The organism is Saccharothrix mutabilis subsp. mutabilis, assembly GCF_039521145.1.
GTDB classification, from domain to species: domain Bacteria; phylum Actinomycetota; class Actinomycetes; order Mycobacteriales; family Pseudonocardiaceae; genus Actinosynnema; species Actinosynnema mutabilis.
Window position 1 is genome coordinate 482074 of sequence record NZ_BAAABU010000003.1, and the last position, 25146, is coordinate 507219.

The window sequence follows — 25146 nt, forward strand, 5'->3', positions numbered from 1 at the left end:
GGGACCGCCGCCGGGTCAGTGCGGGCAGGTGTCGCGGTACTCGGAGATCGTCGCGTCCGGCGCGGGCGGCGGGCACAGGAACTGCTCGTAGCGGGTGTCGTCGTCCACGAACCGCTTCAACCACGAGATCGTGAACTTCGCGATCGTCGGGTGGGGGAAGTTCACCACGAAGTGGTCGGCGCCGCGGATCTCCAGGTACGCCTTGTCGGTGGTCGCGGGCAGTGAAGCGTAGAAGGGCTCGGAGTGCTGGCCGACCGGGGCGATGAAGTCGCTCTGCGCCCCCACGACCAGCGTCGGCACCCGGTTGCCCGCCCAGTTGCCGTTGAGGTTCCAGCCCGCCAACGGGATCGCGGCCCGCAACGTCGGCCGGTCCTTCGCGGCCTCCAGGCTGCCGCCGCCGCCCATCGAGTGACCCATGACGGCCAACCGGGAGGCGTCCACGCGGTCCTTCACCGGGCTTGCCGTGGTCAGGTGGTCCAACGCGGCCAGGAGCTGGTCGCCGCGCGCGTCGGGCAGGTCGAACACCGCGTTGGTGTCGATCACGACGACCACGAAACCGTGCGACGCCAGCCGCGGCCCGTACCAGGCGACCGTGGCCTGCGAGCCGAGGAACCCGGGCGAGATCGCGACCGCGCCGAACCGGCCCTCCGCGGTGCTGGTCGGGTAGTGGATCGTGCCGCCGCCGAACTTCCCGCCCGCCTGCGCGGCCGACACCGTCGCCGTCGCGGTGGCGAACGGCCCCTGCGGCGCCTCCACGCTCTGTTTCGTCGGCGCCGGCCCGCGTTCGTAGGGGTTGTCGGCGGCGGTCGCCGGAACGGCCACGCCGACCAGCGCCGCCACGGCCACCCCGGCCGCGATTCTGCTCATGGAACCCACGTCGTCCTACTTCCTCGGAAAGGGAATGGGGAGGCCGCGCGGCGGACAGCAGCTTATCGCGGAAAAACCACGCCTCGGAAGAGGAATTGTTTGTAGATTTCCGCGAATAGCGCGGCTTTGTTTGTTCGCCCGTGTGACAACGGGCGGGTGTGCCGGGATCGGGGGCATGGCGAGATTCGTGCTGCCGTTGGACGACCCGGGAGCCGACCTCGCCACCGTCGGCGGGAAGTGAGCGTCGCTGGCCCGCCTGGTCCGCGCGGGACTGACGGTGCCCGGCGGCTTCCACGTGACGACGGACGCGTTCGGGCCGGCCGGGCCGGCGGGACGACCGGCAACATCGGCGGCCGGCTCGCCGCCAGGACCTCCAGGACGCCACCCCGCGCCCACGCGCCGGCGTCCGACGCGATCACCGGGTTCCCGGGCACGGCGGCGGTGGTGACCGACGTGGGCGCACCCCTGTCCCACGGTGCCATCGTGGCCCGCGAACTCGGCATCCCGGCCGTGGTCGGCTGCGGCAACGCGACCAGCCGCATCAGCACCGGCGACCGCGTCCGCGTGGACGGCGGACGGAGCGCCGGGACGCCGCTGTGAATCTTCACTACCGTGGCGATGTGGATCTCTTCACCCACTCATGGACGGCCCTGCGCGCGGCAGTGCAAGACCTCAAGACCGAAGACTTCGCCCGCCCGTCGGGCTGCCGCGGCTGGCTGGTGCGGGACCTGGTGTGCCACCTGGTCATCGACGCCCAGGACGTCCTGATCACCCTGGTCACCCCGACGGACGCGCCCGCCACCAGGAACGCCGTCACCTACTGGCAGGTCGGCCACACCCCGCCCACCGGCGACGACCCGCTGGCCGCCCTGACCGTCCGCCTGGCCGCCGCCTACCAGGACCCGGCCCTGCTCAAGTTCCACCTGGACGACGTCGGCTCGGCCGCCGGCCGCGCGGCCGGCCTGGCCGACCGCACCCGGCGCGTCACGACCCAGGACCAGGTCCTGACCGCCGGCGACTACCTCGACGCCTACGTCCTGGAATGGACCCTGCACCACCTGGACCTGGTCAAGGACGTCCCGGACGCGCCGCCACCGCCGGCCGAGGGCCTGGCGCGCACGAGGCGGATGCTGGAGCAGCTCGCCGGCACCTCGTTCCCGCGGACGTTCACCGACGCGGACGCCCTGCTCGTCGCCACCGGCCGCCGCGCCCCGACCGACCGCGAGCGGGCCGAGCTGGGGGACCTGGCGGGCCGGTTGCCGTTCGTGCTCGGCTGATCAGACGTAGACGCCGCTCTTGATGTCGTCCACCACGGCCTGCCAGAACGAGTACGGGTCGGCGAGGGTCTCGGCGTCGATGGCGCGCAGCAGGGCGTGCACCTGGTCGCCCGCGTCGGCGTTGGTGCCGTACCGGGCCTTGGACAACGGCTTCGCGCCCTCGACCGCCGCCAGGCTGTCCGCGAACGCGGCGACCGACGCGTTGAGCGGGTCCATCTCCTCCGACCACGGGGGAGCGGTGAACACCGAGCCCTCCGCGCGGTGCACCACCACCGGGATCTCGTCCAGGTTCCAGAACCCGAGGACGGCGTAGTCGGGGTCGCGGTCCCACACGGTGATCGTGGCGGTGGCGCGGAAGGACACGGCGTCGGTGTCGGGCAGGCCCGTGCCGGTCAGCGCCGCCCTCGCCGCCGGGTTGTCGATCACGGCGACCTGCTGCGCGGTGTAGAGGGTCATGGCGTTCCCGGGCGCTTTCTCGTGAAGAGGTCGTCGACGGCGTCGGCCAGGGCCTGCCGCGAGGAGTCCTGCGCCGACCGCGGCTGCCAGGGCCAGGAGTACTGGATCTCCGAGCCGGGCGGGAGGTACTGGTCCAGCATGTCCTGGCACCGGTTGCCGGTGGGGCACGGGGAGAACTCGACGTAGAGCCGCACGTCGCGCAGCTCGGTCCGGAGGTCGACCCGGTCGGGCGTGGTCCCCTGCCGCTCGGCGATCTGCCGGCGCATCTGCTTCAGGATGTCCCCTTCGGCGTGCTTGGTCGCATCCGCTCGGCCGTCCACCTGGTAGCTGTTCCCCTGGCTGTCCCTGAACGTGGCTCCACCGTAGAGGTTGTCGCGGTTCTCGTCGCGCAGCCGTGCCGCCTGAGCGAGTTGGCTTTCCGGCGTCTGGCCGTAGGCGACCTGCTGGTAGTGCGCCGGCACCGGGCCGTCGGGGTCGCGGCGGGGACTGCGCCCCGGCTTGGGCACCTCGGGGTCGCGCTGCCGCGACGGGCGGCGTCGTCCCCTCCCGGCGCGCGGCGTGCCCTGGTCCGCCGCCTTGCCGGTCTCGGTCTGGGCGTCCTTCACGTCCTTGGCCGGCGCCGGTCGCCCGGCCGGGTCGTCGGGGCGGCGGGTCGGACCGTCCGACGGCGGGTCGGGGCCGTCGCCACCGCCACCGCCGCCGCGCCGGTGCAGGGCTAATCGCGCGATGAGCAGGAAGAGTGCGAACAGTCGCTCCACGGCCCCCGCCTACCCGAGCAGCTTCTTGAGGTTGGTCAGGCTGGTGATCAGGGCCGTCGTGTAGACGAGGATGCGCCCGGCCCACTTGACCACCGCCGCCGCGATCTGGGACGCGATGACGGGGATGGTCACCACGAAGATCGCCTCCGCCGCCCACACGACCACCCGGGCCACGAGGTCGGCGATCAGGTCGCGGACGATCTCGCGGGTCAGCTCGACCAGGCCGCCTGCCCCCTCGGTGGCCGCCGCCATCGCCGCCGACACCGCCGCCAGGCCGCCGACCGCCTCGACGTTGTTGACCATGAGCTGCCGGTAGGCGTCGGCGGCGGGACCGTGCCAGTCGGGCAGGTCGTCGTCCAGCGCGGACTCCAGGTCGGCGGACATGGCGGCGAGTTCGGTGGCCATGTTGGTCCAGGTGGACGCGTGCGCGGCGACCACGTCCGGTTTGCCGGTCAGCTCGTCGAGGACCTACCGCAGCGGTTCGAAGTACTCCATGGCCCAGCCGAGACCGTTGGCCAGCAAGGCGCTGACCGGGTCCATGACGGTCGCCGCGACCTCCACGCCGAGGGCGGCGCCCGCGAGCGCGTCGTCCACCCAGCCCTCGGTCTTGATGGCGTCGACCAGGCCCTCGATGCTGTCGGCGAGCCCGGACCCCGTCCACACCTCGCGGGAGGACCGGACCGGGGCGATCAGCGACGGGTCATCCATCGCCGGTCCCGCTGCCCGACGCGGTGATGGACCGGGCGTTCGACTCCTCCACGTCGGTGTACTCGTCCGCGGTGGCGCCCAACTCCTCCACGACCAGGGCGAGGTTCTCCTCCACCTGTGCGATCAGTTCGTCCTGACGGGTGCGCCGGCCCTCCAGCACGGCGGAGATCCACCCGCAGAGCAGCCCGTAGGCCTGGTCGTCCTGGGCGATGTGCGCGCTGGCGGTCTTCACCGCGTCGAACCGCGCCCGGATCGCCTCGACGTTGCGCGCGTGGGCGCGGACCTGCTCCAAGTCGACGATGTACCCGTCGCCCACGGCTCACCTCTCCCGCAGGTAGGAGCGGTGGTCGAAGCCCTCGTCGTCGTCGTGCGCCGGCTGTTCCGGGGCGGGGCCGCCGCGCAGGTGCCGTCCGACGCTCTCGGCGATCGCCCGACCGGCGGGGGACTGCGTGCCGATCGTGTCGGCGATGATCTCCTGGGACCGGTCGGCCAGCTTCGTCCGCGCGTCGCCGAGCGTGGCCATGATCGTCTGGGCGACGACGGTGGGCGGCACGCGCTGGATCCGGTCGGTCAGCCGCAGGCCGACCAGGGTGCCGGTGGCGTCGATCGTGACCTCGGCCAGGCCGTTCGGGTCGCTCGCGGTGACCCGCACCGCCCGCATGCGCTCGCTCATCGTCCTCGTGTCGGCGGCGAGCTGGTCGATCCGACCCTTCCACGCGGCCAACCGCTCGCGTGCGCCGTCCGGGTCGAGGATGCGTTCGTCCATGCGGCCTCCCCTGCCGGTGCACTGGCGACAACGCAGCTCCGGCCACGCACTGTACTCGGATGATCATCGGAACGTGAGTGCCCGACTTCCGTCTCGCGGTCTCTCCCGCATCGGGGTGGTCGTGGCGATACTGGTCCGGCGAAACGCGTCCCCACGACGAGGTGGAGAGCCCTCTATGCGCATCCTGACCGCGTTGATGGCGGTGGTGACCGCGGCCGGTGTCGCCGTGGCCACGGCCCCGACGGCCCTGGCCGAGCACCCCGCGCCGGTGGACGTGTGCGTGGCCGGTGTCCCGGAGACCGATCCGCTGGAGCCCGGACCGGTGGACATCTGCCTCAGCGTGTTCAGGCCGGCCGCCGCGTCGCGGGACAACCGGGTGCCCGTCCTGCTGCACAGCCACGGGTGGGGCGGCAGCCGCACGTCCGCGCCGGGGTCGTTCCGGCGGTACCTGGACGCGGGGTTCGGCGTGGTCAGCATCGACCAGCGGGGGTTCGGGCAGAGCGGCGGCAAGGCGCACGTCGGTGACCCGGCGTTCGAGGGCGAGGACGTGATCCGCGTCGTCGACCACGTGGCGTCGCTGGACTGGGTGCGCACGACCGGTCCGGGCGACCCGGTGCTCGGGGCGGTCGGCGGGTCCTACGGCGGCGGCTACCAGTTCGCCGGGGCGTTCGCCGAGATCGCGAAGACCGGGCGGACGCGGTTCGACGCGTTGGCGCCGCAGATCACCTGGCACTCGCTCAACGACAGCCTCGCCCCGGAAGGCGTCGTGCGCACCACGTGGGTGACGGCCCTCTACGCCGCGGCGCCGGGCGCGCACACGTCCACGGTCCACGCCGGCTACGCCGAAGGCCTGCTCACCGGCGGCTGGCCCACCGCGATGGACGCGTTCTTCCGCGACAACGGCCCGGCGCACCACGTCGCGGCCGGCCGGCGGCTGGACGTGCCGGTGCTGCTGCACCAGGGGGCCAGCGACAACCTCTTCCCGCTCGACCAGGCGATCGACAACTTCGACCGCGCCCTGACCCCGCGCGCCCGCGCCAAGAGCCTGTTCGTCGGCTACAACGGGGGACACGCGCTGCCGACGGTCGTGCCGGCCGGGTACTCGGTCAGCGGGGACGCGTGCTCGGCCGAGTTCGGCGGTTACGACGCACTGGAACTGCGGTTCCTCGCGGAGAACCTGCTGGGCGCGCCGCGCGCCCTCACCGGCCACGGCCGCTACCGGCTCATGACCGCCGAAGGTGGTTGCGCCACAGTGGATTCCGTCGCCCCGACCAGGGCCGTGGCGCTGCCGGACGTCCTGACGACGGCGGGCCTCGGGCTGCCCCAGTCGATCAAGGTCGCCGACGGGCCGCTCACCGTGGCCGGGTCGCCGCACCTCACCGCCGCGGTGAGCACGCTGGGCCTGGACACCCGCGCGTTCTTCGCCCTCAGCGTGGGCACGTCGGCGTTGGACGCCAAAGTGGTCCAGCACAACGTGTTGCCCCACCGCGAACCCGGGATCACCTTCGGCGCGCGGCGCACGATCGAGCTGCCCGCCGTCGCGGCGACGGTCCCGGCCGGACAGTCGCTGTTCCTGACCGTCAGCCCGATCTCGGACATGTTCCCGCTGCACGGCAGCCGCACGCCGGGCGCGATGCTGCTGCGCGACCTCACCGTGCACGTTCCGGTGGTGCCGTAGGCGCGGGCGGTCCCGCCGGGACGCGGATCTCGTGCAGCAGCCGCCCCGGGCCGGTGCCGATGTCGACCACCGCAGCACCCGGCCGCGCCAGGTCGGCCACGTCGGCGGCGACCAGTCGGTGGAGGCCGCCCAGCAAGCGCGCGGCCTTGAGAGCTGATCACCGAGAAGATGCGGAAGACCGGGACCGGCCGTTCCTCCGCCGGGGATACTGGCTCGGCCGGCTCGGCCGGATGACCGGAATGGGACGATGTGCACCCCCGACGTGAAGGAGAGGTGGGTTGGTGACGGCCCAGGAGACGACGAGGCCGCCGATCACCGAGCGGGCGCGCGAGCACGCCCGCACGATCCCCAACAGCTGGTTGCAGGTGTTCGACCCGGTGGTGGAGCGCGTGGTGGGCGCGGTCAGCGAGGCGGTGATCGGCCGGTACCTGGTCGACGCGCGAGGTGAGATCACCGACACCTACGTGGAGAACCCGCGCTACCAGGGTCCGGGCAACGAGCTGGAAGGGGCGATGTTCCTGGTCGGAGCGGGGTCGATCCCCCTGGAGGAGGCGTTGCTGGCGGTCCTCGGCGCGGAACTGGTCCTGCCGCTGGACCCGGCCCGCCGCGACCGGCCGCACCTGGTGCTGCGCGAGGAGCCGGGCGTGCGGGTGGTGGACGCGTTCACCTCCGACCGGGTCGCGCCCGCCGACTGGCCGCAGCACTGGCAGCGCCGCACGGGCGCGGAGCTGGCGGTCGTGTTCGACCGGGCGGACGAGCGGTTCGAGCTGCGGCTGTGCGGGCCGGCCGGGGTGCGGCTGACCGTGCCCGGCGACGAACTGGCGCGGGCGCTGCACGCCACCGTGCTCTGACCCCCGGCAGGGCGGCGGGCCGGTTCGGCGTCGCCCGGTCCGGCGGCGGCCGGACATCGACACCCCGGTGAGCGCGTCGGTCGCGGTCGGCGTCCCGCGCTCACCGGGGGTCGGGCGGCGTGCGGTTCCGGCGTGGTCAGTCGTCCTGTTTGCCGGCGAAGATCTTGCCGGCGGTCTGGTACTCGGCGGCGTGCTCCGTCAGCGCGGGACCGTCCGCCTCGGCACGGCGGATGTCCGCCGCCAACTGCTCCAGTGTCATCGTTGTCTCCCCTCCCGAACGTGCCTGTCGCACTCGACTGTGCCCGACCTTCGACCGTACGTGGTGTGCGGGAGTTCGCGCAGCCACCGCACCCGTTCGCGGCTGCGCCGAGCGGCCGACCGGGCGATGGGCCAGGCGATGGACAAGGCGCGGCGGACCGGGGCGTGGCGCGGCGGCTCGCCCCGACGTGCGTGATCGGCGTCGGCGCCGGCAGCGGTGCGCCGGCTCCCGCGTATCACGTTGGCGGGCAAGGCGGAACTACCACTCACCTATGCCATTGTGGACGATCCGAGACGGTCCATCGTGGACAGCGGTACGCGAAGTCGCTTGTGTGCGAACACCATCGTCAATGGTGAATTTTTGTCGCATTTTTGCTCCGGCACCCCGCGCCCCGACCCGGCCGTGCCTGGTCACCGCGGCGGTGCGGCCGGTGGCGGGCTCCGGTGAGGGCGCGGCGGCGCGAGGAGGACCCGACGATCGTAGGTATTGGCCTTGATCGGCCCGGTCCTAGCTTGCCTTCGGGTGCGCTGCCCCGAATCCGGAGATCCGGTCGATCGACCCGAACCCGGAAAGGGTTGCGCTGGCAGGACTCCTGCCGACCCGGTCCCTGCGGCGCGCCTGCGGCACCGCACGGATCCCCTGCTCCCACAAGGAGAAATCGAATGAACCGCACTACTGCGGCACGTCTCGCGGGTGTCGTGATGCTCGCGACCGGAGCCGTTGCCGCGGCGGGCCTGCCCGCCACCGCCCAGCAGACCGGGGCGGCGCCGGTCCACGACGGGATGATCGCGGCCATGCAGCGCGACCTCGGCCTGAGCGCCGGGGAAGCGGTGGACCGCCTCGCCCGGGAAGCCGCCGCCACCGACCTGGAGGGGAGGATCCGCGGCCTGGTCGGCGCGGACTTCGCCGGCTCCTGGTTCGACGGCGCGACCGGCGAGCTGGTCGTCGGCACCACCGACGACCACGACCTGGCCGCGATCCGCGCGGCCGGGGCGGAAGCGCGGAAGGTCGTCCACACCGCGACCACGTTGGACGGTGTCAAGGCCGGGCTCGACGCGCTGGAGGCCACCGCGCCGAAGGCCGTCACCGGCTGGTACGTCGACCTGCCCGGCAACCAGGTCGTCGTCACGGTGGACAAGACCCTCAAGGACGCCGCCACCACGGCGTTCACCGCCCGCGCCGCCGCACTCGGCGGCAACGCGCTCAGGGTCGAGGAGGTCACCGGGTCGCCGCGCAAGCTGGCAAGCGTCCGCGGCGGCGACGCCTACTACATGAGCGGCGGCGGTCGCTGCTCGATCGGGTTCGCGGTGCAGGGCGGCTTCGTCAGCGCCGGCCACTGCGGCACCCGCGGGACGGCCGCGACCAACAGCCGGGGCGAGCGGTTGGGGCAGTTCGCGGGCTCCAGCTTCCCCGGCAACGACTACGCCTTCGTCCAGACCTACTCCGGGGTCACCCTCTACCCCTACGTGAACAACTACCGCGGCGGCAACGTCGTGGTGAAGGGGTCGCAGGAGGCCCCGGTGGGCGCTTCGGTCTGCCGCTCGGGTTCCACGACCGGTTGGCGCTGCGGCACCATCCAGGCCAAGAACCAGACCATCCGCTACGCGGAGGGCGCGGTCTACGGCATGACCCGGACCTCGGCGTGCGCCGAGCCCGGCGACTCCGGCGGCTCCTGGGTGACCGGCCAGCAGGCCCAGGGCGTGACCTCCGGTGGTTCCGGCGACTGCACGTCCGGCGGGACCACGTACTTCCAACCCGTGAACGAGATCCTCGGCGTCTACGGGCTGCGCCTGCTCACCGGCTGAACCACGCCGTCGGTCGGTGAGGGCCGTCGGGCGCGGTGACCCCGCGTCCGACCGGGAGTACCACCGGTGGCCGGGCCCCTGCACCCGGCCACCGGTGCGGCGCTCACAGCTCGTGCGGCAGGCCCACGTAGTTCTCCGCGAGGCTGGTCGCGGCGGCGGGGGAGGAGCACACGTAGCGCAGTTGGGACAGTTGCAGCTCCCGGTCCAGGTCGTCCCCGGTCACGTGGAGCATGGAGGTCATCCACCACGAGAAGTGCGTGCAGCGCCAGACCCGGCGCAACGCGCGTTCCCCGTAGGTCTCCAGCAACTCCTCGCGCCCCTCGGTGAAGAACGCGACCAGCGCCCGCGACAGCAGGGCGACGTCCGCGACCGCCAGGTTGAGGCCCTTCGCCCCGGTGGGCGGGACGATGTGGGCCGCGTCGCCGACCAGGAACAAGCGGGCGTGGCGCATGGGGGCGCTGACGAAGGAGCGCATCGGGGTGATGCCCTTGTCCACGATCGGGCCGGTCCGCAGCGTCCAGCCGTCCAAGGCCAGGCGGGTGCTCAGCTCCGTCCACACGCGGTCGTCGGACCACGAGGCCACGTCCTCGTCGCGGTCCACCTGGAGGTAGAGGCGGCTCAGGGACGGGGAACGCATGCTGTGCATGGCGAAGCCGCGGGGGTGCCAGGCGTAGACGAGTTCGTCGGTCGACGGCGCGACCTCCGCCAGGATGCCCAGCCAGCCGTACGGGTAGTCGCGCTCCCACGTCCGCAGGCCCTCGACGTGCGGTCGGCTCACGCCGTGGAAGCCGTCCGCGCCGACCACGAACTCCGCCTCCACCACCTGCCGCCGCCCAAAGGCGTCCACAAAGGACACCGACGGGTTGGAGTCCAGGTCGTGCAGCGCCGTCCCGGTCACCTCGAAGTGGACGGTGTCCCCGCGCACCGCCAACAGGTCCTTCACCACCTCGGTCTGGCCGTAGACCCACACCGACCGCCCGGTCAGCGCCCGGAAGTCGATCCGGTGCCGTTCACCGGGCCACTGGAGGTGGATGCCGTCGTGGCGCAGCCCCTCCGCCCGCAGCCGGTCGCCCAGGCCGGCGCTCACCAGCAGGTCCACCGTGTCCTGCTCCAGCACACCCGCCCGGATGCGCGCCTGCACGTACGCCCGCGACCTGGTCTCCACGACCACGGAGTCCACGCCGTGCAGCGAGAGCAGGTGGGACAGCAGCAGGCCGGCGGGGCCGGCGCCGACGATGGCGACCTGGGTGCGCATGTCGTCGAGCCTCGCCGATCGGCCACCGCGACCCCAAGCGGGGACATCCACTCAGTGGCAGTTCCGCGCGACCCCCGCGGCGGCGACCCGCAGGGCCGCCAGGTGCCGGCCGGGGTCCCGGCGGGTGGCCAGGACCAGGCCGATGGACGCCACCACCGCACCCGTCCCGTCGTGCACGGGCACCGCCACCGAGCACGTCCCGAGCGTCATCTCCTGCACGGTCCGCGCGTACCCGCGTCGCCGCACCTCGGCCAGTTCGCGCAGCAGCCGCCCCGGCTCGGTGATCGTGTACGGCGTCACCTTCTCCGCCCCGGCGACCACCGCCGCCACCACGTCCTCGGGCGCGTGCGCGAGCAGCACCTTGCCGACCCCGGTGGCGTGCAGCGGCAGTCGCCCGCCGGGCCGGCTGACCACCGGGACGGACGTGCGGCCGTAGAGCCGTTCCAGGTAGAGCGCTTGCAGACCGTCCCGGACGGCCAGGTGCACGTTCTCCCGCGTCACCTCGTAGAGGTCCTGCAGGAACGGCAGCGCCACGTCCCGCAGACCGCCCTGCACGCGGGCCAGCAGCCCCAACCGCCACAAGCGGCGGCCCACGACGTAGCGGCGGTCGGGGAGTCGTTCGAGCACCTGCCGGTCGACCAGGTCGGCGGCCAGGCGGCGGACGGTGGTCACCGGGAGGCCGCTGTGCCGGGCGAGGTCGGCCAGGCGCAGGCCGTCGCGGCGGCCCTCGAACGCGTCGAGCACGCCCAGCGCCTTCTCCAGGACCCCGCGTCCCGACGACCGACCCGCCATGGCGTCACGGTACCCGCCGGGAGGGGCGGGGATCCGGTGCGGAGAACCGGACCCCGCCCCTGCCGGTCAGGCCGCCGTGACGGCCAGGTCGTCCAGCACGAAGGACGTGTCGTACGACCAGTCCTCGGCGCCGGTGAACGTCAGCGTCACCGACTGGCCCGCGTAGGCGCCCAGGTCGAACGTGCGCAGCGCGTACCCGGACGGGTTGAGGTTGGTGTAGGTGGCCAGCGTGGCGCCGTTGGCCTTGATGGTGAAGGTGTCGAACACCGCGGGCTCGTACTCCGTGGTGCTGATCTTCAGCCACAGCGACAGCGTCGAGCCCGTGCAGCCGGCCGGGATGGTGACGACCTGCTGGAGCGTCTCGGTGGCGGTGTAGCCGTAGCCGCTGATCCACGACGACCGGGTGCCGGTCCGCGGCGCGCCCACGCCGGTCCACTGGCCGATGGTCCAGGTCGCGTTGGACCAACCGGTGGCGCCGGACTCGAAGCCCGGGTTCACCAGCTTCTGGCCGGGGCTGGCGCACGACCCGCCGGGCGGGCTGATCGTCCAGCCGAACGTGGTGCTGCCGGACTTGCCCGCGGAGTCGGTCACGGTCGCGGTCACCGAGTAGGACCCGGCGGTGGTGGGCGTGCCGGAGATCAGGCCGGTGGCCGGCGCGATCGACAGCCCCGGCGGCAGGCCCGTGGCGGCGAAGCTGTACGGGGGAGTGCCGCCGCTGGCCTTGAGCTGGAGGCTGGTGGCCGTGCCGACGGTGCCGGTCTGGCTGCCCGGCGGGGCGATCGACGGGTTGCCCGGCACCGAGCCGCCGGTGTTGACGAACAGCAGGCGGTTGGGGGAGCCGGCGCCCGGGTTGGTGATCTTGCCGGTGGTGGAGTTGGCGATCAGTTGGCTCTGAACCTGGGCCGGCGTCAGGGTCGGCGTCTCGCCCAGCAGCAGCGCCGCGCCGCCCGCGACGTGCGGTGCGGCCATCGACGTGCCGGAGATGGTGTTGGTGGCGGTGTCGTTGGTCATCCACGCGGAGGTGATGTTGACGCCCGGCGCGAAGATGTCGGTGCACGTGCCGTAGTTGGAGAACGACGCCCGCGCGTCGTTGATGTCCGAGGCGTTGACCGTGACCGCCTCGGCGACGCGCGCCGGGGTGAAGTTGCAGGCGTCGGCGTTGGAGTTGCCCGACGCGATGGCGTAGGTGACGCCGTCGGCGATGGAGTTGCGCACGGCGTTCTCGGTGGTGGCGTCGCTGCCCTGCGCGCCCAGGCTCATGTTCGCCACCGCCGGGCCGGAGGTGTGGTTGCCGGTGACCCAGTCGATGCCCGCCGCGACCCCGGCGAACGAGCCGGAGCCCTGGCAGTTGAGCACCTTGACCGCGACCAGCTTCACGCCCTTGGCCACGCCGTGCGCCGTGCCGCCGACGGTGCCGGCGACGTGGGTGCCGTGGCCGTTGCAGTCGGTGTTGTTGCTGTCCACGGTGTTGGTGCCCCACACCGCGCGCCCGCCGAAGTCCTGGTGGGTCGTGCGGATGCCGGTGTCGATGATGTACGCGGTGACGTTCGACGCCGTGTTGGGGTAGGTGTAGCCCGTGTCCAGCGGCAGGTCGCGCTGGTCGATGCGGTTGAGGCCCCACGAAGGCGGGTTGGGCTGGGTGTCCAGGGCCTCGACGGCGCCGTTCTGCTCGACGTAGGCCACGGACGGCTCGGCGGCCAGGCGGCGGGCGGCGCGTTCGGTGAGCGTGCCCGCGAAGCCCTTGAGCGCGTGGCGGTAGGTGTGCTCGACCTTGGCGGCGTACTTGGCGCTCAGGTCGCTGGTGAGCGCGTCGACGCTCTGCGTGGACAGGTCCTTGAAGACGACGATGTAGCTGTCCTTGATGGCGCGCGGGTTGTCCGCGCCGAGGATCTCCCCTTCGGCCGCGGCGGGCGTGGCCGTGCCGGCCAACGCCAGAGCCGTCACCGCGGCCGTGGCTAACGCGAGCAGGGGTGTTCGATTTCCGCGCATGGCAGGGTCTCCCTCATGCAGGGTCCGGCGGGGCCCGTTGCGGCGGGGCCGGGCCGGAGAGCGGAGTTCTGGCACGTTCGCGCGGACGTGATCGGCAACGTTAGAGCAGGTGGGGCGGGCCGACAATCGGCCGACCGTGGCACCGCGTGCGGGTTCCCGAACGTCTCGGACCGGCGCGTTCGGAATAATTCCACGCTTTGATCAGGTATCGCGATGACTTCAGTGTGGAATGAAATCTTCCATCTCGCTCACCCGGCCACCCCGAGTCGGGCGCGGGGGTGGCGGCCTTGAAGCGGACCGACCACCCCCGCGCCCGTCCTAGAAGGCGACCCGTTCCCGGGCGTCGGCGAGGTCTTCGTCGGTCGGGGAGTCGTCCTGGGTGAGGGTCAGCCGCCAGTAGCCGGTGAAGTCGATCGCCCGCTTGTCGAACCCGCGCTCGTCGACCAGGTGGCGGCGCAGCGCGCGGACCGTTGACGCTTCCCCGCCCAGCCACGCGTAACCCCCGCCGGGCGGGAAGTCCGCGGCCCGTACCGCGTTGAGCAGGCCGTCGCCGTGGCCGGGTGGGGTGTCGCCGCGGTGGACCCAGTGGACGTCGCCGAGCGGTTGTTCCTCGGTGGCGTCGCGGGCCTCGATGAAGGTCAGCGCCCGCGTGCCCGCGGGGAGGGATTCCAGGAGGGTGGCGATGGCGGGGGTGGCGGCTTCGTCGCCGGTGAGCAGGTACCAGTCGGCCTTGCCCAGGGGCCGGTGGTAGACCTTGGACGGCCCGTAGCGGCCGAGGGTGTCGCCGACCCGGGCGTTGATCGCCCACCGCGTGGCGGGGCCGGCGTGGTCGTGCAGGACGAAGTCGATGTCGATCTCGGCCGTGTCGGGGTGGTGGGCGCGGACGGTGTAGCTGCGCAGCCACGGGCGTTCGGGTTCGGGGATCGCCTGGTAGGCCTGGTACCAGCCCATGCCGTACTTGTCGCCGCGGTCGGCGGGCAGGTCGGGGACGGGGTGGCCGTCGCGGGGGAACAGCAGTTTGAGCTGTTGGTCGGGCCAGGTTTCGAAGTCGTCCAGGCCGTCGCCGGTGAAGCGGACGCGGGTGACGTGCGGGGTCACCGGGTGGACGGCGGTGACGTTCAGGAGTGGCATCGGTGGTCCTGTGTGGGTCCGGGTCGGGGTGGGTCCGGGTCGGGTCAGCGGCCGACGTAGGCGCGCAGGTGCTGGGCGGTGAGGGTGGAGCCGTCGGCGACGAGGTCGGCGGGGGTGCCGGTGAACACGATCCGGCCGCCGTCGTGGCCGGCGCCGGGGCCGAGGTCGACGATCCAGTCGGCGTGGGCCATGACGGCCTGGTGGTGCTCGATGACGATGACGGTGCCGCCGTCGTCCACGAGCCGGTCGAGCAGGCCGAGGAGCTGGTCGACGTCGGCGAGGTGCAGGCCGGTGGTGGGTTCGTCGAGGATGTAGGTGGAGGCCTTCTCGGCCATGTGGATGGCGAGCTTGAGGCGTTGGCGTTCGCCGCCGGACAGGGTGGTGAGGGGCTGGCCGAGGGAGACGTAGCCGAGGCCGACGTCGACCAGGCGGCCGAGGATGGTGGCGGCGGCCTTCTGGGTTGAATCCTTCTGGGGTGAACCCTTCTGGGTGAAGAAGTCGCGGGCCTCGGTGACGGACATGGCGAGGACTTCGCTGATGTCCTTGCCGCGCAGCTTGTGCTCCAGCACGGCGGGGGTGAACCGCTTGCCCTCGCACTCCTCGCAGGTCGAGGCGACGCCGGCCATCATGGCGAGGTCGGTGTAGACCAGTCCGATGCCCTTGCACTTGGGGCAGGCGCCTTCGGAGTTGGCGCTGAACAGGGCGGGTTTGACGCCGTTGGCCTTGGCGAAGGCGGTGCGGACGGGGTCGAGCAGGCCGGTGTAGGTGGCGGGGTTGCTGCGGCGGCTGCCGCGGATGGGGGACTGGTCGACGGTGACGACGTCGTCGCGGCTGCCCAGGGAGCCGTGGATGAGGCTGGACTTGCCGGAGCCGGCGACGCCGGTGACGACGGTGAGGACGCCGAGGGGGATGTCGACGCTGACGTCCTTGAGGTTGTGCAGGTTCGCGCCGGTGATGGCGATGTGGCCGCGCGGGGCGCGGGGGTCGGGGCGCAGGCGGGCGCGGTGGTCGAGGTGGCGGCCGGTGAGGGTGCCGGAGGCGCGCAGGCCGGCGACGGTGCCGGTGTAGGTGATCTCGCCGCCGTGGACGCCGGCGCCGGGGCCGAGGTCCACGACGTGGTCGGCGATCTCGATGGTCTCGGGCTTGTGCTCCACGACCAGGACGGTGTTGCCCTTGTCCTTGAGGCGCAGGAGGAGGTCGTTCATGCGCTGGATGTCGTGGGGGTGCAGGCCGACGGTGGGTTCGTCGAAGACGTAGGTGATGTCGGTGAGGGCGGAGCCGAGGTGGCGGACCATCTTGACGCGCTGGGCCTCGCCGCCGGAGAGGGTGGCGGACTGGCGGTCGAGGCTGAGGTAGCCCAGGCCGATCTCGACCAGCGAGTCGAGGGTTTCCTTCAGGGTGGCGACCATCGGGCGCACGGACTCGTCGTCGATCTTGGCGACCCAGTCGGCGAGGTCGCTGATCTGCATGGCGGCGCACTCGGCGATGTTGACGCCGTTGATCTTCGAGGAGAGGGCGGCGGCGTTGAGGCGGGCGCCCAGGCACTCGGGGCAGTCCTTGAAGGTGACCGCGTGGTCGACGAAGGCCCGGATGTGGGGCTGCATGGACTCGCGGTCCTTCGAGAGGAAGGAGCGCTGGACGCGCAGGACCAGGCCTTCGTAGGTGACGTTGGTCTTGCCGACCTTGACCTTGGTGTTCTCCTTGTGGAGCAGGTCGTGCCACTGCTGGTCGGTGTACTGCTCCAGTGGTAGGTCGGGGTCGAAGAAGCCGGACTGGGCGTAGGTCTGGGTGAGCCAGCCGTCGGCGGTGAAGCCGGGGACGGTGATGGCGCCCTCGTTGAGGGACTTGGTGCGGTCCACGAGCCGGTCGACGTCGATGGTGGAGACGCGGCCGAGGCCCTCGCACTCGGGGCACATGCCCTCGGGGAGGTTGAAGCTGAACGCGCCGGAGGTGCCCACGTGCGGTTCGCCGAGGCGGCTGAACAGGATGCGCAGCATGGTGTGGGCGTCGGTGGCGGTGCCGACGGTGGAGCGGGAGTTGGCGCCCATCCGTTCCTGGTCGACCACGATGGCGGCGCTGAGGTTGCGCAGGGCGTCGACGTCGGGGCGGCCGACGGGGGCCATGAAGGACTGGATGAACGCGGTGTAGGTCTCGTTGATCAGGCGCTGCGACTCGGCGGCGATGGTGCCGAAGACGAGCGAGGACTTGCCGGAGCCGGAGACGCCGGTGAAGACGGTGAGGCGGCGTTTGGGGATGTCGACGCTGACGTCCTTGAGGTTGTTCTCGCGGGCGCCTCGGACCTCGATGACGTCGTGGCTGTCGGCGGCGGTTCCCATGCCTTGCTTCCCCCTGGTTTCTTTATGCCGTAAAGTGCCGAGCCAGGCTAGTTTATGGTGTAAGGAGTTGCAAGTGGTCGTGTACGCCGCGCAGGGGGACGCTCGCCGGTCGCTGTCGTCGCTGTGGCGCGGGCCGGCGGACGGGTCGAAGCCGGGGCCCAAACCGGGGCTGAGCCTGGAGGCGATCATCGACGCGGCGATCGCGGTGGCCGACGAGCACGGGATGGCGGCGCTCTCGATGCGGGCCGTGGGGGAGCGGCTCGGGCGGACGGCCATGGCGCTCTACACCTACGTGCCGAACAAGGCCGAGCTGATCGACCTCATGTACGACAAGGTCCTCGGCGAACTCCCCGGCGACTACCCCCTCGACGACGGCTGGCGGCCCGCGCTGACCGCCTGGGCGCGGGACACGCGGGCCTTTTACCTCTGGCACCCCTGGGTGCTTCAGGTGTCGCAGGCCCGCCCGGTGCTGGGGCCCAACGAGTTCCGCATGCTCGAAACCCTCCTGCGCATCCTCAAGGAGACCGGCCTGGACGTGCAGGTGCTGCGCGGCGTGGTCGGGGCCGTGGTGCAGTTCGTGCGGGGGTCGGCGGAGGTGATCGCGGACGCCCGGCGGGCCTCGCGGGACACCGGGGTCAGCGACGAGGAGTGGTGGTACACCCGGTCGCCGGTGCTGGAAGAGGTCGCGCCGGACTTCGCCACCCGGTTCCCGCTGACCACCTGGTTGGGCGGGGCGGAGGCCCCGACCGACGACGAGTGCACGCCCTACCTGGAGCGCGAGGCGGAGTGGAACTTCACCGTCGGCCTGGACGTCCTGCTGGACGGAATCGAGGCGACAGTCGCCCGCTCGGTCGGGTAGAGGTACGCGCGTGGACGTCGTGACGCGGCTGCGGGCCGCCGGGTGTGTGTTCGCCGAGGACGAGGCGCGGTTGCTGGTCGAGGCCGCGCCGTCGCCGGCGGAGCTGGAGGCGATGGTGGACCGGCGGGTGGCCGGGCTGCCGCTGGAGCACGTGCTGGGGTTCGCGGAGTTCCGCGGCCTGCGGGTCGCGGTGGACCCGGGCGTGTTCGTCCCGCGTCAGCGCACGGCGCACCTGGTGGAGCTGGCGGTGCCGTACGCGCGACCCGGCGCGGTCGTGGTGGACCTGTGCTGCGGGTCGGGGGCGTTGGGCGCGGCGGTGGCCGACGCGGTCCCGGACGCGCTGGTGTACGCGGCGGACCTCGACCCGGCGGCCGTGGCGTGCGCGCGGCGCAACCTGCCGGCGGACCGGGTGTTCGAGGGCGACCTGTACGCGGCGCTGCCCGGGGAGCTGCGGGGTCGGGTGGACGTGCTGGTGGTCAACGCGCCGTACGTGCCGACCGACGCGATCGCGTTGATGCCGCCCGAGGCGCGCGACCACGAGCCGCTGGTCGCGCTGGACGGCGGCGCGGACGGCCTCGACGTGCAGCGGCGGGTGGCGGCGGGCGCGCCGGAGTGGCTCGCGCCCGGCGGTGCGCTGCTGCTGGAGACCAGCGACCGCCAGGCGCCGACGACGCTCGCCGCGTTCGAGCGGGCGGGCTTCACGGCCCGGGTCGAGCGGGACGACGAGGTCGGGGCGACCGTCGTCGTCGGGGTCGCTGCCATCGGGGTCGCTGTCGTCGGGGTCACTGCCCCACGACCCCGTCGGTGAGTTCGCGGACCACGTCGAGGTGCCCGACGTGCCGGGCGTACTCCTGGAGCAGGTGGAACAGGATCCACGCCAGCGTCGGCGTCGGCAGCGTCTCCACCCGCCACCGGGCCATCCGGTCCTCCAGCCGCGCGGCGGCGGCGATCTCGCGGGACCGCGCGCACTGCTCCAGGTAGAACGCGCGGACGTCCTCGACGGTGTCGCCGTCCACGACGAACTCGGCCCGCTCGACGTCCGGGTCGCCGTAGGGCCGGTCGACCTCCTCGCCGGTGAACCCCCACCGCATCCACCGCAGTTCCACGTAGGCCAGGTGCTTGACCAGCCCCAGCGGTGACCAGCCGGACGGGACGCGGCTGGTGCGCAGCTGCTCGTCGGTCAGGCCTTCGAGCTTGCGCAGCACGGTGGCGCGGTAGTAGTCGAGGTACCGCACCAGCAGCTCGACGGGGTCGGCGAGGTCGGTCGGCGGTTCCAGCGGCACGCCCAGCCGGCCGGTCACCCGGTCGCCGTCGACGTCCAGGACCGCTCCGGCGCGGCGCAGGAGGGACACAGCGGCGGTGTTGGCGCTGGTGGTCTCGGCGGTGACCACGGGGATGCGCCGCACCACCGCGTGGTCGAGCACCGCGCGCAGCGCCCCGAGCCCGACGCCCTGGCCGCGCGCGGACCGCGCCACCCACAGGCCGGTCTCGCCCCGCGGGGTGAGGCGGATGAACCCGACGGTGTCGCCGCGCCGGACGATCTCGTAGGAGTGGGCCTGGAAACCGCGGTAGAAGTCCAGCAGCGCGGACACGTCCCCCGGCGTCCAGTCGGGCGGCATGACGTCGGCCGGGTCGGCGTCGGACACGGCCAGCGCCGCCAGCCGGCGCAGGCCTTCGTCGTCGAGCGGGCGCAGGTCGATCACCGGGACAGCTCCTTCTCCAGTGGGGTGCGGAAGCGGGGCACGACCCGGACGCCGCCCAACCACGCGGTCAGGCGGGCGGCTTCGGCGTCGAGCGCGGCGCGGGTCTGCGTGCCGACGTCGGTCAGGGCCCGCCAGACGACCTCGCCGTCGGGGCGCTGCGCCCAGCCGCCGACCACGCGGCCGTCGCACCACGCGGTGGGGCCGACGTTGCCGGCGGTGTCGAACAGGCGGGGCCGCAGGTCGGGCGCGAGGTACCAGTCGCGGCCCTGCCAGCCCATCGGCGTCGGGTCCAGGGCGGGCAGCAGCGCCACCCACGGCTCGGTCGCGGGGGTGAACAGGTCGTCGGGCAGCGCCCAGCCGGGGCCGGTGGACAGCGCGACCCCGACCGCGCCGACGGTCTTCAGCGCGGCGCGGACCGCGCCGAACGTCCAGCCGGTCCACCACTTCAGGTCGGCCTCGGTGCCCGGTCCGAACGCGGCGAGCCAGCGGCGCACGAGTTCGGCCTGGGCGCGGGCGGTGTCCATCGCGGGGAACGGCTCCGCGGGCGCCCACCGGAACTGGCTGCTCAGCCAGGAGCCGCGCGGGCGGCTGCGGCGCATGCGGCCGTCGGCGGCCAGGACGCGGACGACGCGGCTGGACACGTTCTGCCGGGTCTCGTACTTGCGGCCTTCCGCGACCACGACCTGTTCGAGCAGGTCGGGGACGTCGCGGCCGAGTTCGACCACGGTGGCCTCGCCGCGCGCGGCCAGGGCCGCCAGGGTCGCCCGCTCCACCTCGTCCAGTCGTTCGGCGTCCCACCCGACGCCTTCGGCGAGGTACTTGAGCAGCCCGGCGCGTTCCTTGGCGGCGATGGCGCGCGCGGCGGCGGCGTCCACCACGGGGGCGAGGTCGGCGGTGACGGCGAACATGGTCCGGCGCATGCACAGCAGCCGCACCAGGCTGCGCCGCTCGTAGAACGCCTCCTCGACGGCCGCCGCGGACGGGCTGGTCAGGCGGGCGCACGCGGACAGGAACACCGTCGCGGGGTCGGTGGCGTGCAGGCCGACCAGGGCGTCCACCACCTCCTCCACGGTGTCGGCCTTCGCGGCGAGCAGGTGTCGGCGGCCCAGGCGGGCGCGGCGGTCGTCGTCGGTGATCTCGGGCAGGGCCACGGGCCCATCCTGGGCGATCTACGCTGGCCGCGAAACTCCGATTCCTTTTGGTCAGGGGCGCGATGTCGGCGACGCGGTTGCTGGTGCTGGGCGTGGTGCGCGGGTACGGCGTGGCCCACGGCTACCTGATCGGCAACGACCTGATGTCGTGGGGCGCGGGGGAGTGGGCCAACGTCAAGTGGGGCTCGATCTACCACGCGCTCAAGCAGTTGACCAAGGAGGGCCGGCTGGCCGCGGAGGAGGTCCCGCCCGCGCGCACCGACTACCGGATCACCGCCGAGGGCGAGCGGGAGTTCCAGCGGCTGCTGCGCGACGCGCTGCGGCGCCCGGAGACCCGGCCGGACATGCTCGGGGCGGGGCTGGCGCTGCTGCCGTCGTTGCGGCGCTCGGACGCGGTGGCGTTGTTGCACGAACGGCTGGCGGCGTTGGAGAGCCGGCGCGACGCCGCGCGCGAGCAGGTCGCCGAGTGGGCCGACCCGCCGCACGTGCGGGAGTTGTTCGGGCTGTGGGAGCACACGGCCGACAGCGGGGTGGCGTGGACGCGCGGGCTGCTGGAGCGGCTGGAGGGTGGGGCCTACCCGATGGCGGGGGAGCGGAATTCCCCCGGCGACCCCGGCAGCTGGCCTATACTCAAATTTGAGTAGCCAAGGGGGAGCACTGAACACCGGTCTGGAACGCTGCGCGGCCGTCTTCGAGGCCGCCGACCCGCCCCGCACGTCCACGGTCGCCTTCTACGGCGACCACCTGCCCGACCACGACGACGGTCCCGACCCCGGCTGGGGGACGGTGGTCGTCGCCCTGCCCGACGGGAGCAAGCGTGAGGTCGCGGCGGTGCGGCTGCCGGTCGCCGACGCCGTGCCCGTGCTGTCCAAGGCCCGCCGCACCGGGGACGCGCACCCCGCCGCCGCGTTCTGGGGCGCCGCGGTGGTCGTGGCGCTGCAACTGGTCGCCCGGGGCCGCGTGCGGCCCGCGGTCACCGACGGCGACTTCGACGCCTGGCGGCTGGGGCCGCTCGACCCCGCCGACCTGCGCCGCGTCCGCGCCCTGGCCGAGGCCATGCCCGCGCCCGCCCGCGCCGTCCCGCTGCCCGGCCGCCACCCGCTGGAGCTGCCCGAGGCCGAACCGCTGCTGCGGGCCTTCCTCGACGCCGTCGCCGACACCATGCCGCGCGGCGCGGCGGCCGTGCGCGCACTGGGCACCCCCGCGTTCGCCGCGCCCGAACCGCAGCGCGTGCCGCACCTGCGGGCGTGGGCCGACCAGGGCGTCCGGGTGTCGCTGCGGATCGAGGGGCTGGAGCGGTTCCGCGCGGTGGTGCAGGTGCACAGCCTCGCCGACCCGTCGCTGGTGGTCGACGCCGCCGAGCTGTGGGCCGGGGCCGACCGGCGCGCCCAGTCCGACGCGATGCTCGTCGTGCGGCGCGCCGCCCGCGCGTTCCCGCCGCTGGAACGCCTGCTCGACCTGCCCGTCCCCGACGAGGTCGCCCTGCTGGACTCCGACGTCGAGCAGCTGCTGCGCGACGGCGCGGTGCGGCTGGCCGCCGTCGGCGTGGACGTGCACTGGCCCAAGGACCTCGTGCGCGACCTGTCCGCCCGGGTCGTCCTGGGCTCCGACGACCGCGGCGACCGGCCGACCTTCTTCGGCCCCGACCAGCTCACCGCCGTGAACTGGCAGCTCGCGCTGGGCGACGACCCGCTCACCCCCGAGGAACTCGACCGGCTCGCCGAAGCGCACCGGCCCGTGGTCCGGCTGCGCGACCGGTGGACCCTGGTCGACCCCGACCTCGCCCGCAAGGCCCGCGAACGCGACCTCAAGCCCGTCGCCGCGATCGACGCCCTCGGCGCGGCCCTCACCGGCGTCACCGAGGTCGACGGCGAACAGGTCGCGGTGGCCGCCACCGGGTGGCTCGACGACGTCCGCGCCAAGCTCGCCCTGCTCGACACCGAACCCGTCGAACCGCCCGCCGCGCTCAACGCCACCCTGCGCGACTACCAGCTGCGCGGCCTGCGCTGGCTGGACCGGATGACCTCGCTGGGCCTGGGCGCGTGCCTGGCCGACGACATGGGCCTGGGCAAGACCGTCACCCTCATCGCCCTGCACCTGCACCGCGACTGCGGCCCCACGCTCGTGGTGTGCCCGGCGTCGCTGCTGGGCAACTGGGAGCGCGAGATCGGCAGGTTCGCGCCCGGCGTGCCGGTCACCCGCTACCACGGCAGCGGCCGGGAGGTGGCGCACGAGGGGTTCGTGCTCACCACCTACGGCACCATGCGCCTGGACGCCGAGCGGCTCGCCGAGGTCGAGTGGGGCCTGGTCGTCGCCGACGAGGCCCAGCACGTGAAGAACCCGTCGTCGGACACCGCGAAGGCGTTGCGCCGCATCCCCGCCGCCGCCCGCGTCGCGCTCACCGGCACCCCGGTGGAGAACAGCCTCACCGAGCTGTGGGCCGTGCTCGACTGGACCACGCCCGGCCTGCTCGGCACGCTGCCCGCGTTCAAAGCCAGGTGGGCCAAGCCGATCGAGGCCGACCGCGACCGCGCCGCCGCCGACCGGTTCGCCGCGCTGATCAGGCCGTTCCTGCTGCGCCGGCGCAAGTCCGACCCCGGCATCGCCCCCGAGCTGCCACCCAAGACCGAGACCGACCGGCCCGTGGCGCTCACCCGCGAGCAGGCCGCGCTGTACGAGGCGGTCGTGCGGGAGCTGATGGCCGAGATCGCCGAGGCCGACGGCATCGCCCGGCGCGGCCGGGTGGTCAAGCTGCTCACCGGCCTCAAGCAGGTGTGCAACCACCCCGCCCAGTACCTCAAGGAGACCTCGCCCAAGCTGGAGGGCCGCTCCGGCAAGCTGGAACTGCTCGACGAGCTGCTGGACACCATCCTCGCCGAGGACGGCGCGGTGCTGGTGTTCACCCAGTACGTGGCCATGGCGCGGCTGATCGGCAAGCACCTCACCGCGCGCGGCGTCGACTCGCAGCTGCTGCACGGCGGCACCCCCGTGCCGGCGCGCGAGGAGATGGTGGCGCGCTTCCAGGACGGGTCCGTGCCGGTCTTCCTGCTGTCGTTGAAGGCCGCCGGGACCGGGCTCAACCTCACCCGCGCCGACCACGTCGTGCACTACGACCGGTGGTGGAACCCGGCGGTGGAGGACCAGGCCACCGACCGCGCCTACCGCATCGGGCAGACCAAACCCGTGCAGGTGCACCGGCTCATCGCCGAGGGCACCATCGAGGACCGCATCGCGGCCATGCTGCGCGCCAAGCGCGACCTCGCCTCGTCGGTGCTGGCGCACGGCGAGGCGGCGTTCACCGAACTGTCCGACGCCGAACTGGCCGACCTGGTCGAACTGAGGAGCGGCTCATGACTTCTCCCGAACGGGCCAAGGGGTTCCCGGCGTTCGGCAAGGGCGTGCGGCGAGCCAGGTCGTGGTGGGGCCGGACCTGGTTGCGGGCCCTGGAGGACACCTCCCTGGACCAGACCCCGCTGCGCCAGGGCCGCAAGTACGCCAACGCGGGCCTGGTCGGCACCATCACCGTCAGCCCCGGCCGGATCACCGCGCCCGTCCACGACACCGACGACACCTACCGCACCACCGTGCGGCTGGCCGAGTTCACCGAGCCCGAGTGGACGCGGTTCCTCGCGGCGGTCGCGGCCAAGGCCGGCCACCTGGCCGCCCTGCTCGACCGCGAGATGCCGCGCGAACTGGCCGACGCCGCCGCCGACGCCGGGGTGGAGCTGCTGCCCGGCATCGGCGACCTGGACTTCGAGTGCACCTGCCCGGACTGGGAACTGCCCTGCCGGCACGGCGCGGCCCTGTGCCACCAGGCGTCGTGGCTGCTCGACACCGACCCGTGGCTGTTGCTGCTGCTGCGCGGCCGAACCCAGGAGGAGGTCGTCGCCGGCGCCCGCCCGACCACCGGCGTCGCGGCCGTCGCCGCCTACGCCGTCCCCCCGGTCCCGCTCCCGGAGGACCCGCCCGTCGAGGACTTCGGCGCGCCACCGCGGTTCGACCCGGTGGACGGCCTGGACGTCGAGGTGCTGTCCCTGCTGGTGGCCGACGCGGCGGCGAAGGCCCGAGCCGTCCTGCGCACCGGCGAGTGGCCGTCGTGGACCGACCGCGAGGACACCGTCCGCCTGGCCGCCACCCAGCCCGCGCTGGCCGGTCGGTTGGCCGCCGACCCGCGCGAGGTGGCGGCGTGGCGCCAGGGCGGCGCGAGTGGACTGTCCGTCCTGGACGACACGTGGACCCCGCCGAAGTCCGACCTGAACCGGGCGCGCTCGCTCTGGCGGGACGCGGAACTCCCACCGGCGAAGGTGTGGCGCAACCGGTGGACGGTCCACAACGGACAACTCCGCTACGGCCCCGACCACCGCTGGTACCCCTACCGCGCCCAGGGCGATGGCTGGTGGCCCACCGGCACCCCGCACCGCGACCCGGCAGCCGCCCTCACCGACCTGCCCTGACCGTTCGGGTCGCCGACCGCCGGCGGCCCTCACCGACCTGTCCTGACCGTT

General features: G+C 73.2%; 26 protein-coding genes. 11 read left to right on the forward strand and 15 right to left on the reverse strand.

Annotation, left to right across the window (positions count from 1 at the left end; translation table 11 throughout):
- Positions 1-15: 15 nt before the first annotated feature.
- Complete coding sequence (locus ABD126_RS09795; RefSeq protein WP_343933398.1) at positions 16-867, reverse strand: poly(ethylene terephthalate) hydrolase family protein; 852 nt, start codon at positions 865-867, stop codon at positions 16-18.
- 237 nt (positions 868-1104) lie between these two features.
- On the opposite strand from ABD126_RS09795, the gene ABD126_RS09800 reads away from it, so the two are divergent.
- Together ABD126_RS09800 and ABD126_RS09805 are read left to right on the forward strand one after the other, a co-directional pair.
- Entirely contained in the window at positions 1105-1467 is a 363-nt protein-coding gene (locus ABD126_RS09800; RefSeq protein WP_343933399.1) for a PEP-utilizing enzyme, read from the forward strand.
- Between the two features lie 20 nt (positions 1468-1487).
- A complete protein-coding gene (locus tag ABD126_RS09805) occupies positions 1488-2144 on the forward strand; it encodes a maleylpyruvate isomerase N-terminal domain-containing protein (RefSeq protein WP_343933400.1) in 657 nt (218 codons plus the stop codon).
- On the opposite strand, the gene ABD126_RS09810 is transcribed toward ABD126_RS09805, so the two are convergent.
- The 6 genes from ABD126_RS09810 to ABD126_RS09835 are packed head-to-tail and all read right to left on the reverse strand — an operon-like array spanning position 2145 to position 4832.
- Positions 2145-2600, reverse strand: a complete 456-nt coding sequence (locus ABD126_RS09810) for an SUKH-4 family immunity protein (RefSeq protein WP_343933401.1) — start codon at positions 2598-2600, stop codon at positions 2145-2147.
- On the reverse strand, positions 2597-3358 hold the full coding sequence (locus tag ABD126_RS09815) for a nucleic acid/nucleotide deaminase domain-containing protein (RefSeq protein WP_343933402.1): 762 nt from the start codon (positions 3356-3358) through the stop codon (positions 2597-2599). Before ABD126_RS09815 ends, ABD126_RS09810 begins: the two co-directional genes overlap by 4 nt.
- 9 nt (positions 3359-3367) lie before the next feature.
- Positions 3368-3796 (reverse strand): WXG100 family type VII secretion target, encoded by a 429-nt coding sequence (locus ABD126_RS09820; RefSeq protein ID WP_486374852.1) that lies wholly within the window; start codon positions 3794-3796, stop codon positions 3368-3370.
- A 30-nt stretch (positions 3797-3826) separates the two neighbouring features.
- A complete protein-coding gene (locus ABD126_RS09825) occupies positions 3827-4066 on the reverse strand; it encodes a hypothetical protein (protein ID WP_343933404.1) in 240 nt (79 codons plus the stop codon).
- A complete protein-coding gene (locus tag ABD126_RS09830; RefSeq protein WP_343933405.1) occupies positions 4059-4382 on the reverse strand; it encodes a type VII secretion target in 324 nt (107 codons plus the stop codon). Before ABD126_RS09830 ends, ABD126_RS09825 begins: the two co-directional genes overlap by 8 nt.
- A 3-nt stretch (positions 4383-4385) precedes the next feature.
- Positions 4386-4832 (reverse strand): YbaB/EbfC family nucleoid-associated protein, encoded by a 447-nt coding sequence (locus tag ABD126_RS09835; protein WP_343933406.1) that lies wholly within the window; start codon positions 4830-4832, stop codon positions 4386-4388.
- Between the two features lie 175 nt (positions 4833-5007).
- Between ABD126_RS09835 and ABD126_RS09840 the strand changes: the two genes are divergently transcribed.
- Together ABD126_RS09840 and ABD126_RS09845 are read left to right on the forward strand one after the other, a co-directional pair.
- On the forward strand, positions 5008-6510 hold the full coding sequence (locus tag ABD126_RS09840) for an alpha/beta fold hydrolase (RefSeq protein ID WP_343933407.1): 1503 nt from the start codon (positions 5008-5010) through the stop codon (positions 6508-6510).
- A gap of 281 nt (positions 6511-6791) precedes the next feature.
- Positions 6792-7361 carry a hypothetical protein gene (locus tag ABD126_RS09845; RefSeq protein ID WP_343933408.1) on the forward strand — a complete coding sequence of 190 codons (570 nt, stop codon included), beginning with the start codon at positions 6792-6794 and terminating at the stop codon, positions 7359-7361.
- Positions 7362-7497: 136 nt separating this feature from the next.
- Here ABD126_RS09845 and ABD126_RS09850 read toward each other — a convergent pair whose 3' ends face one another.
- On the reverse strand, positions 7498-7620 hold the full coding sequence (locus tag ABD126_RS09850; RefSeq protein ID WP_343933409.1) for a hypothetical protein: 123 nt from the start codon (positions 7618-7620) through the stop codon (positions 7498-7500).
- A 39-nt stretch (positions 7621-7659) separates the two neighbouring features.
- On the opposite strand from ABD126_RS09850, the gene ABD126_RS09855 reads away from it, so the two are divergent.
- Both ABD126_RS09855 and ABD126_RS09860 read left to right on the forward strand, forming a co-directional pair.
- Complete coding sequence (locus tag ABD126_RS09855) at positions 7660-7815, forward strand: hypothetical protein (protein ID WP_343933410.1); 156 nt, start codon at positions 7660-7662, stop codon at positions 7813-7815.
- 467 nt (positions 7816-8282) lie between these two features.
- Positions 8283-9425, forward strand: coding sequence for a S1 family peptidase (locus ABD126_RS09860; RefSeq protein ID WP_343933411.1), 1143 nt, complete (start codon positions 8283-8285; stop codon positions 9423-9425).
- 103 nt (positions 9426-9528) lie between these two features.
- Here ABD126_RS09860 and ABD126_RS09865 read toward each other — a convergent pair whose 3' ends face one another.
- From ABD126_RS09865 to ABD126_RS09885, 5 genes are all read right to left on the reverse strand, one after another.
- Positions 9529-10680 (reverse strand): 4-hydroxybenzoate 3-monooxygenase, encoded by a 1152-nt coding sequence (locus tag ABD126_RS09865; RefSeq protein ID WP_343933412.1) that lies wholly within the window; start codon positions 10678-10680, stop codon positions 9529-9531.
- Positions 10681-10731: 51 nt separating this feature from the next.
- Positions 10732-11472, reverse strand: coding sequence for an IclR family transcriptional regulator (locus tag ABD126_RS09870; protein ID WP_343933413.1), 741 nt, complete (start codon positions 11470-11472; stop codon positions 10732-10734).
- Between the two features lie 66 nt (positions 11473-11538).
- Positions 11539-13461, reverse strand: a complete 1923-nt coding sequence (locus tag ABD126_RS09875; RefSeq protein WP_343933414.1) for a S8 family serine peptidase — start codon at positions 13459-13461, stop codon at positions 11539-11541.
- Between the two features lie 318 nt (positions 13462-13779).
- Positions 13780-14592 carry a siderophore-interacting protein gene (locus ABD126_RS09880; protein ID WP_343933415.1) on the reverse strand — a complete coding sequence of 271 codons (813 nt, stop codon included), beginning with the start codon at positions 14590-14592 and terminating at the stop codon, positions 13780-13782.
- Between the two features lie 44 nt (positions 14593-14636).
- Positions 14637-16928 carry an ATP-binding cassette domain-containing protein gene (locus ABD126_RS09885; protein ID WP_343933416.1) on the reverse strand — a complete coding sequence of 764 codons (2292 nt, stop codon included), beginning with the start codon at positions 16926-16928 and terminating at the stop codon, positions 14637-14639.
- A gap of 73 nt (positions 16929-17001) precedes the next feature.
- Here ABD126_RS09885 and ABD126_RS09890 point away from each other — a divergent pair, with 73 nt between their 5' ends.
- The gene (locus tag ABD126_RS09890; protein WP_343933417.1) at positions 17002-17787 is read left to right on the forward strand and encodes a TetR/AcrR family transcriptional regulator; all 786 of its coding nucleotides are present in this window, start codon (positions 17002-17004) and stop codon (positions 17785-17787) included.
- Positions 17788-17797: 10 nt separating this feature from the next.
- On the forward strand, positions 17798-18595 hold the full coding sequence (locus tag ABD126_RS09895) for a putative protein N(5)-glutamine methyltransferase (protein ID WP_343933418.1): 798 nt from the start codon (positions 17798-17800) through the stop codon (positions 18593-18595).
- On the opposite strand, the gene ABD126_RS09900 is transcribed toward ABD126_RS09895, so the two are convergent.
- The gene (locus tag ABD126_RS09900; RefSeq protein ID WP_343933419.1) at positions 18570-19490 is read right to left on the reverse strand and encodes a GNAT family N-acetyltransferase; all 921 of its coding nucleotides are present in this window, start codon (positions 19488-19490) and stop codon (positions 18570-18572) included. The two genes, ABD126_RS09895 and ABD126_RS09900, sit on opposite strands and share 26 nt — an antisense overlap.
- On the reverse strand, positions 19487-20641 hold the full coding sequence (locus ABD126_RS09905; RefSeq protein WP_343933420.1) for a winged helix DNA-binding domain-containing protein: 1155 nt from the start codon (positions 20639-20641) through the stop codon (positions 19487-19489). Before ABD126_RS09905 ends, ABD126_RS09900 begins: the two co-directional genes overlap by 4 nt.
- A 62-nt stretch (positions 20642-20703) precedes the next feature.
- Between ABD126_RS09905 and ABD126_RS09910 the strand changes: the two genes are divergently transcribed.
- From ABD126_RS09910 to ABD126_RS09920, 3 genes are read left to right on the forward strand one after another with little or no spacing between them, the layout of a single operon-like run.
- Entirely contained in the window at positions 20704-21285 is a 582-nt protein-coding gene (locus ABD126_RS09910; RefSeq protein ID WP_343933421.1) for a PadR family transcriptional regulator, read from the forward strand.
- Positions 21278-23995 (forward strand): DEAD/DEAH box helicase, encoded by a 2718-nt coding sequence (locus ABD126_RS09915; RefSeq protein WP_425542773.1) that lies wholly within the window; start codon positions 21278-21280, stop codon positions 23993-23995. Before ABD126_RS09910 ends, ABD126_RS09915 begins: the two co-directional genes overlap by 8 nt.
- Positions 23992-25095, forward strand: a complete 1104-nt coding sequence (locus ABD126_RS09920) for an SWIM zinc finger family protein (RefSeq protein ID WP_343933422.1) — start codon at positions 23992-23994, stop codon at positions 25093-25095. The genes ABD126_RS09915 and ABD126_RS09920 overlap by 4 nt, the downstream gene beginning before the upstream one ends.
- Positions 25096-25146: the final 51 nt, after the last annotated feature.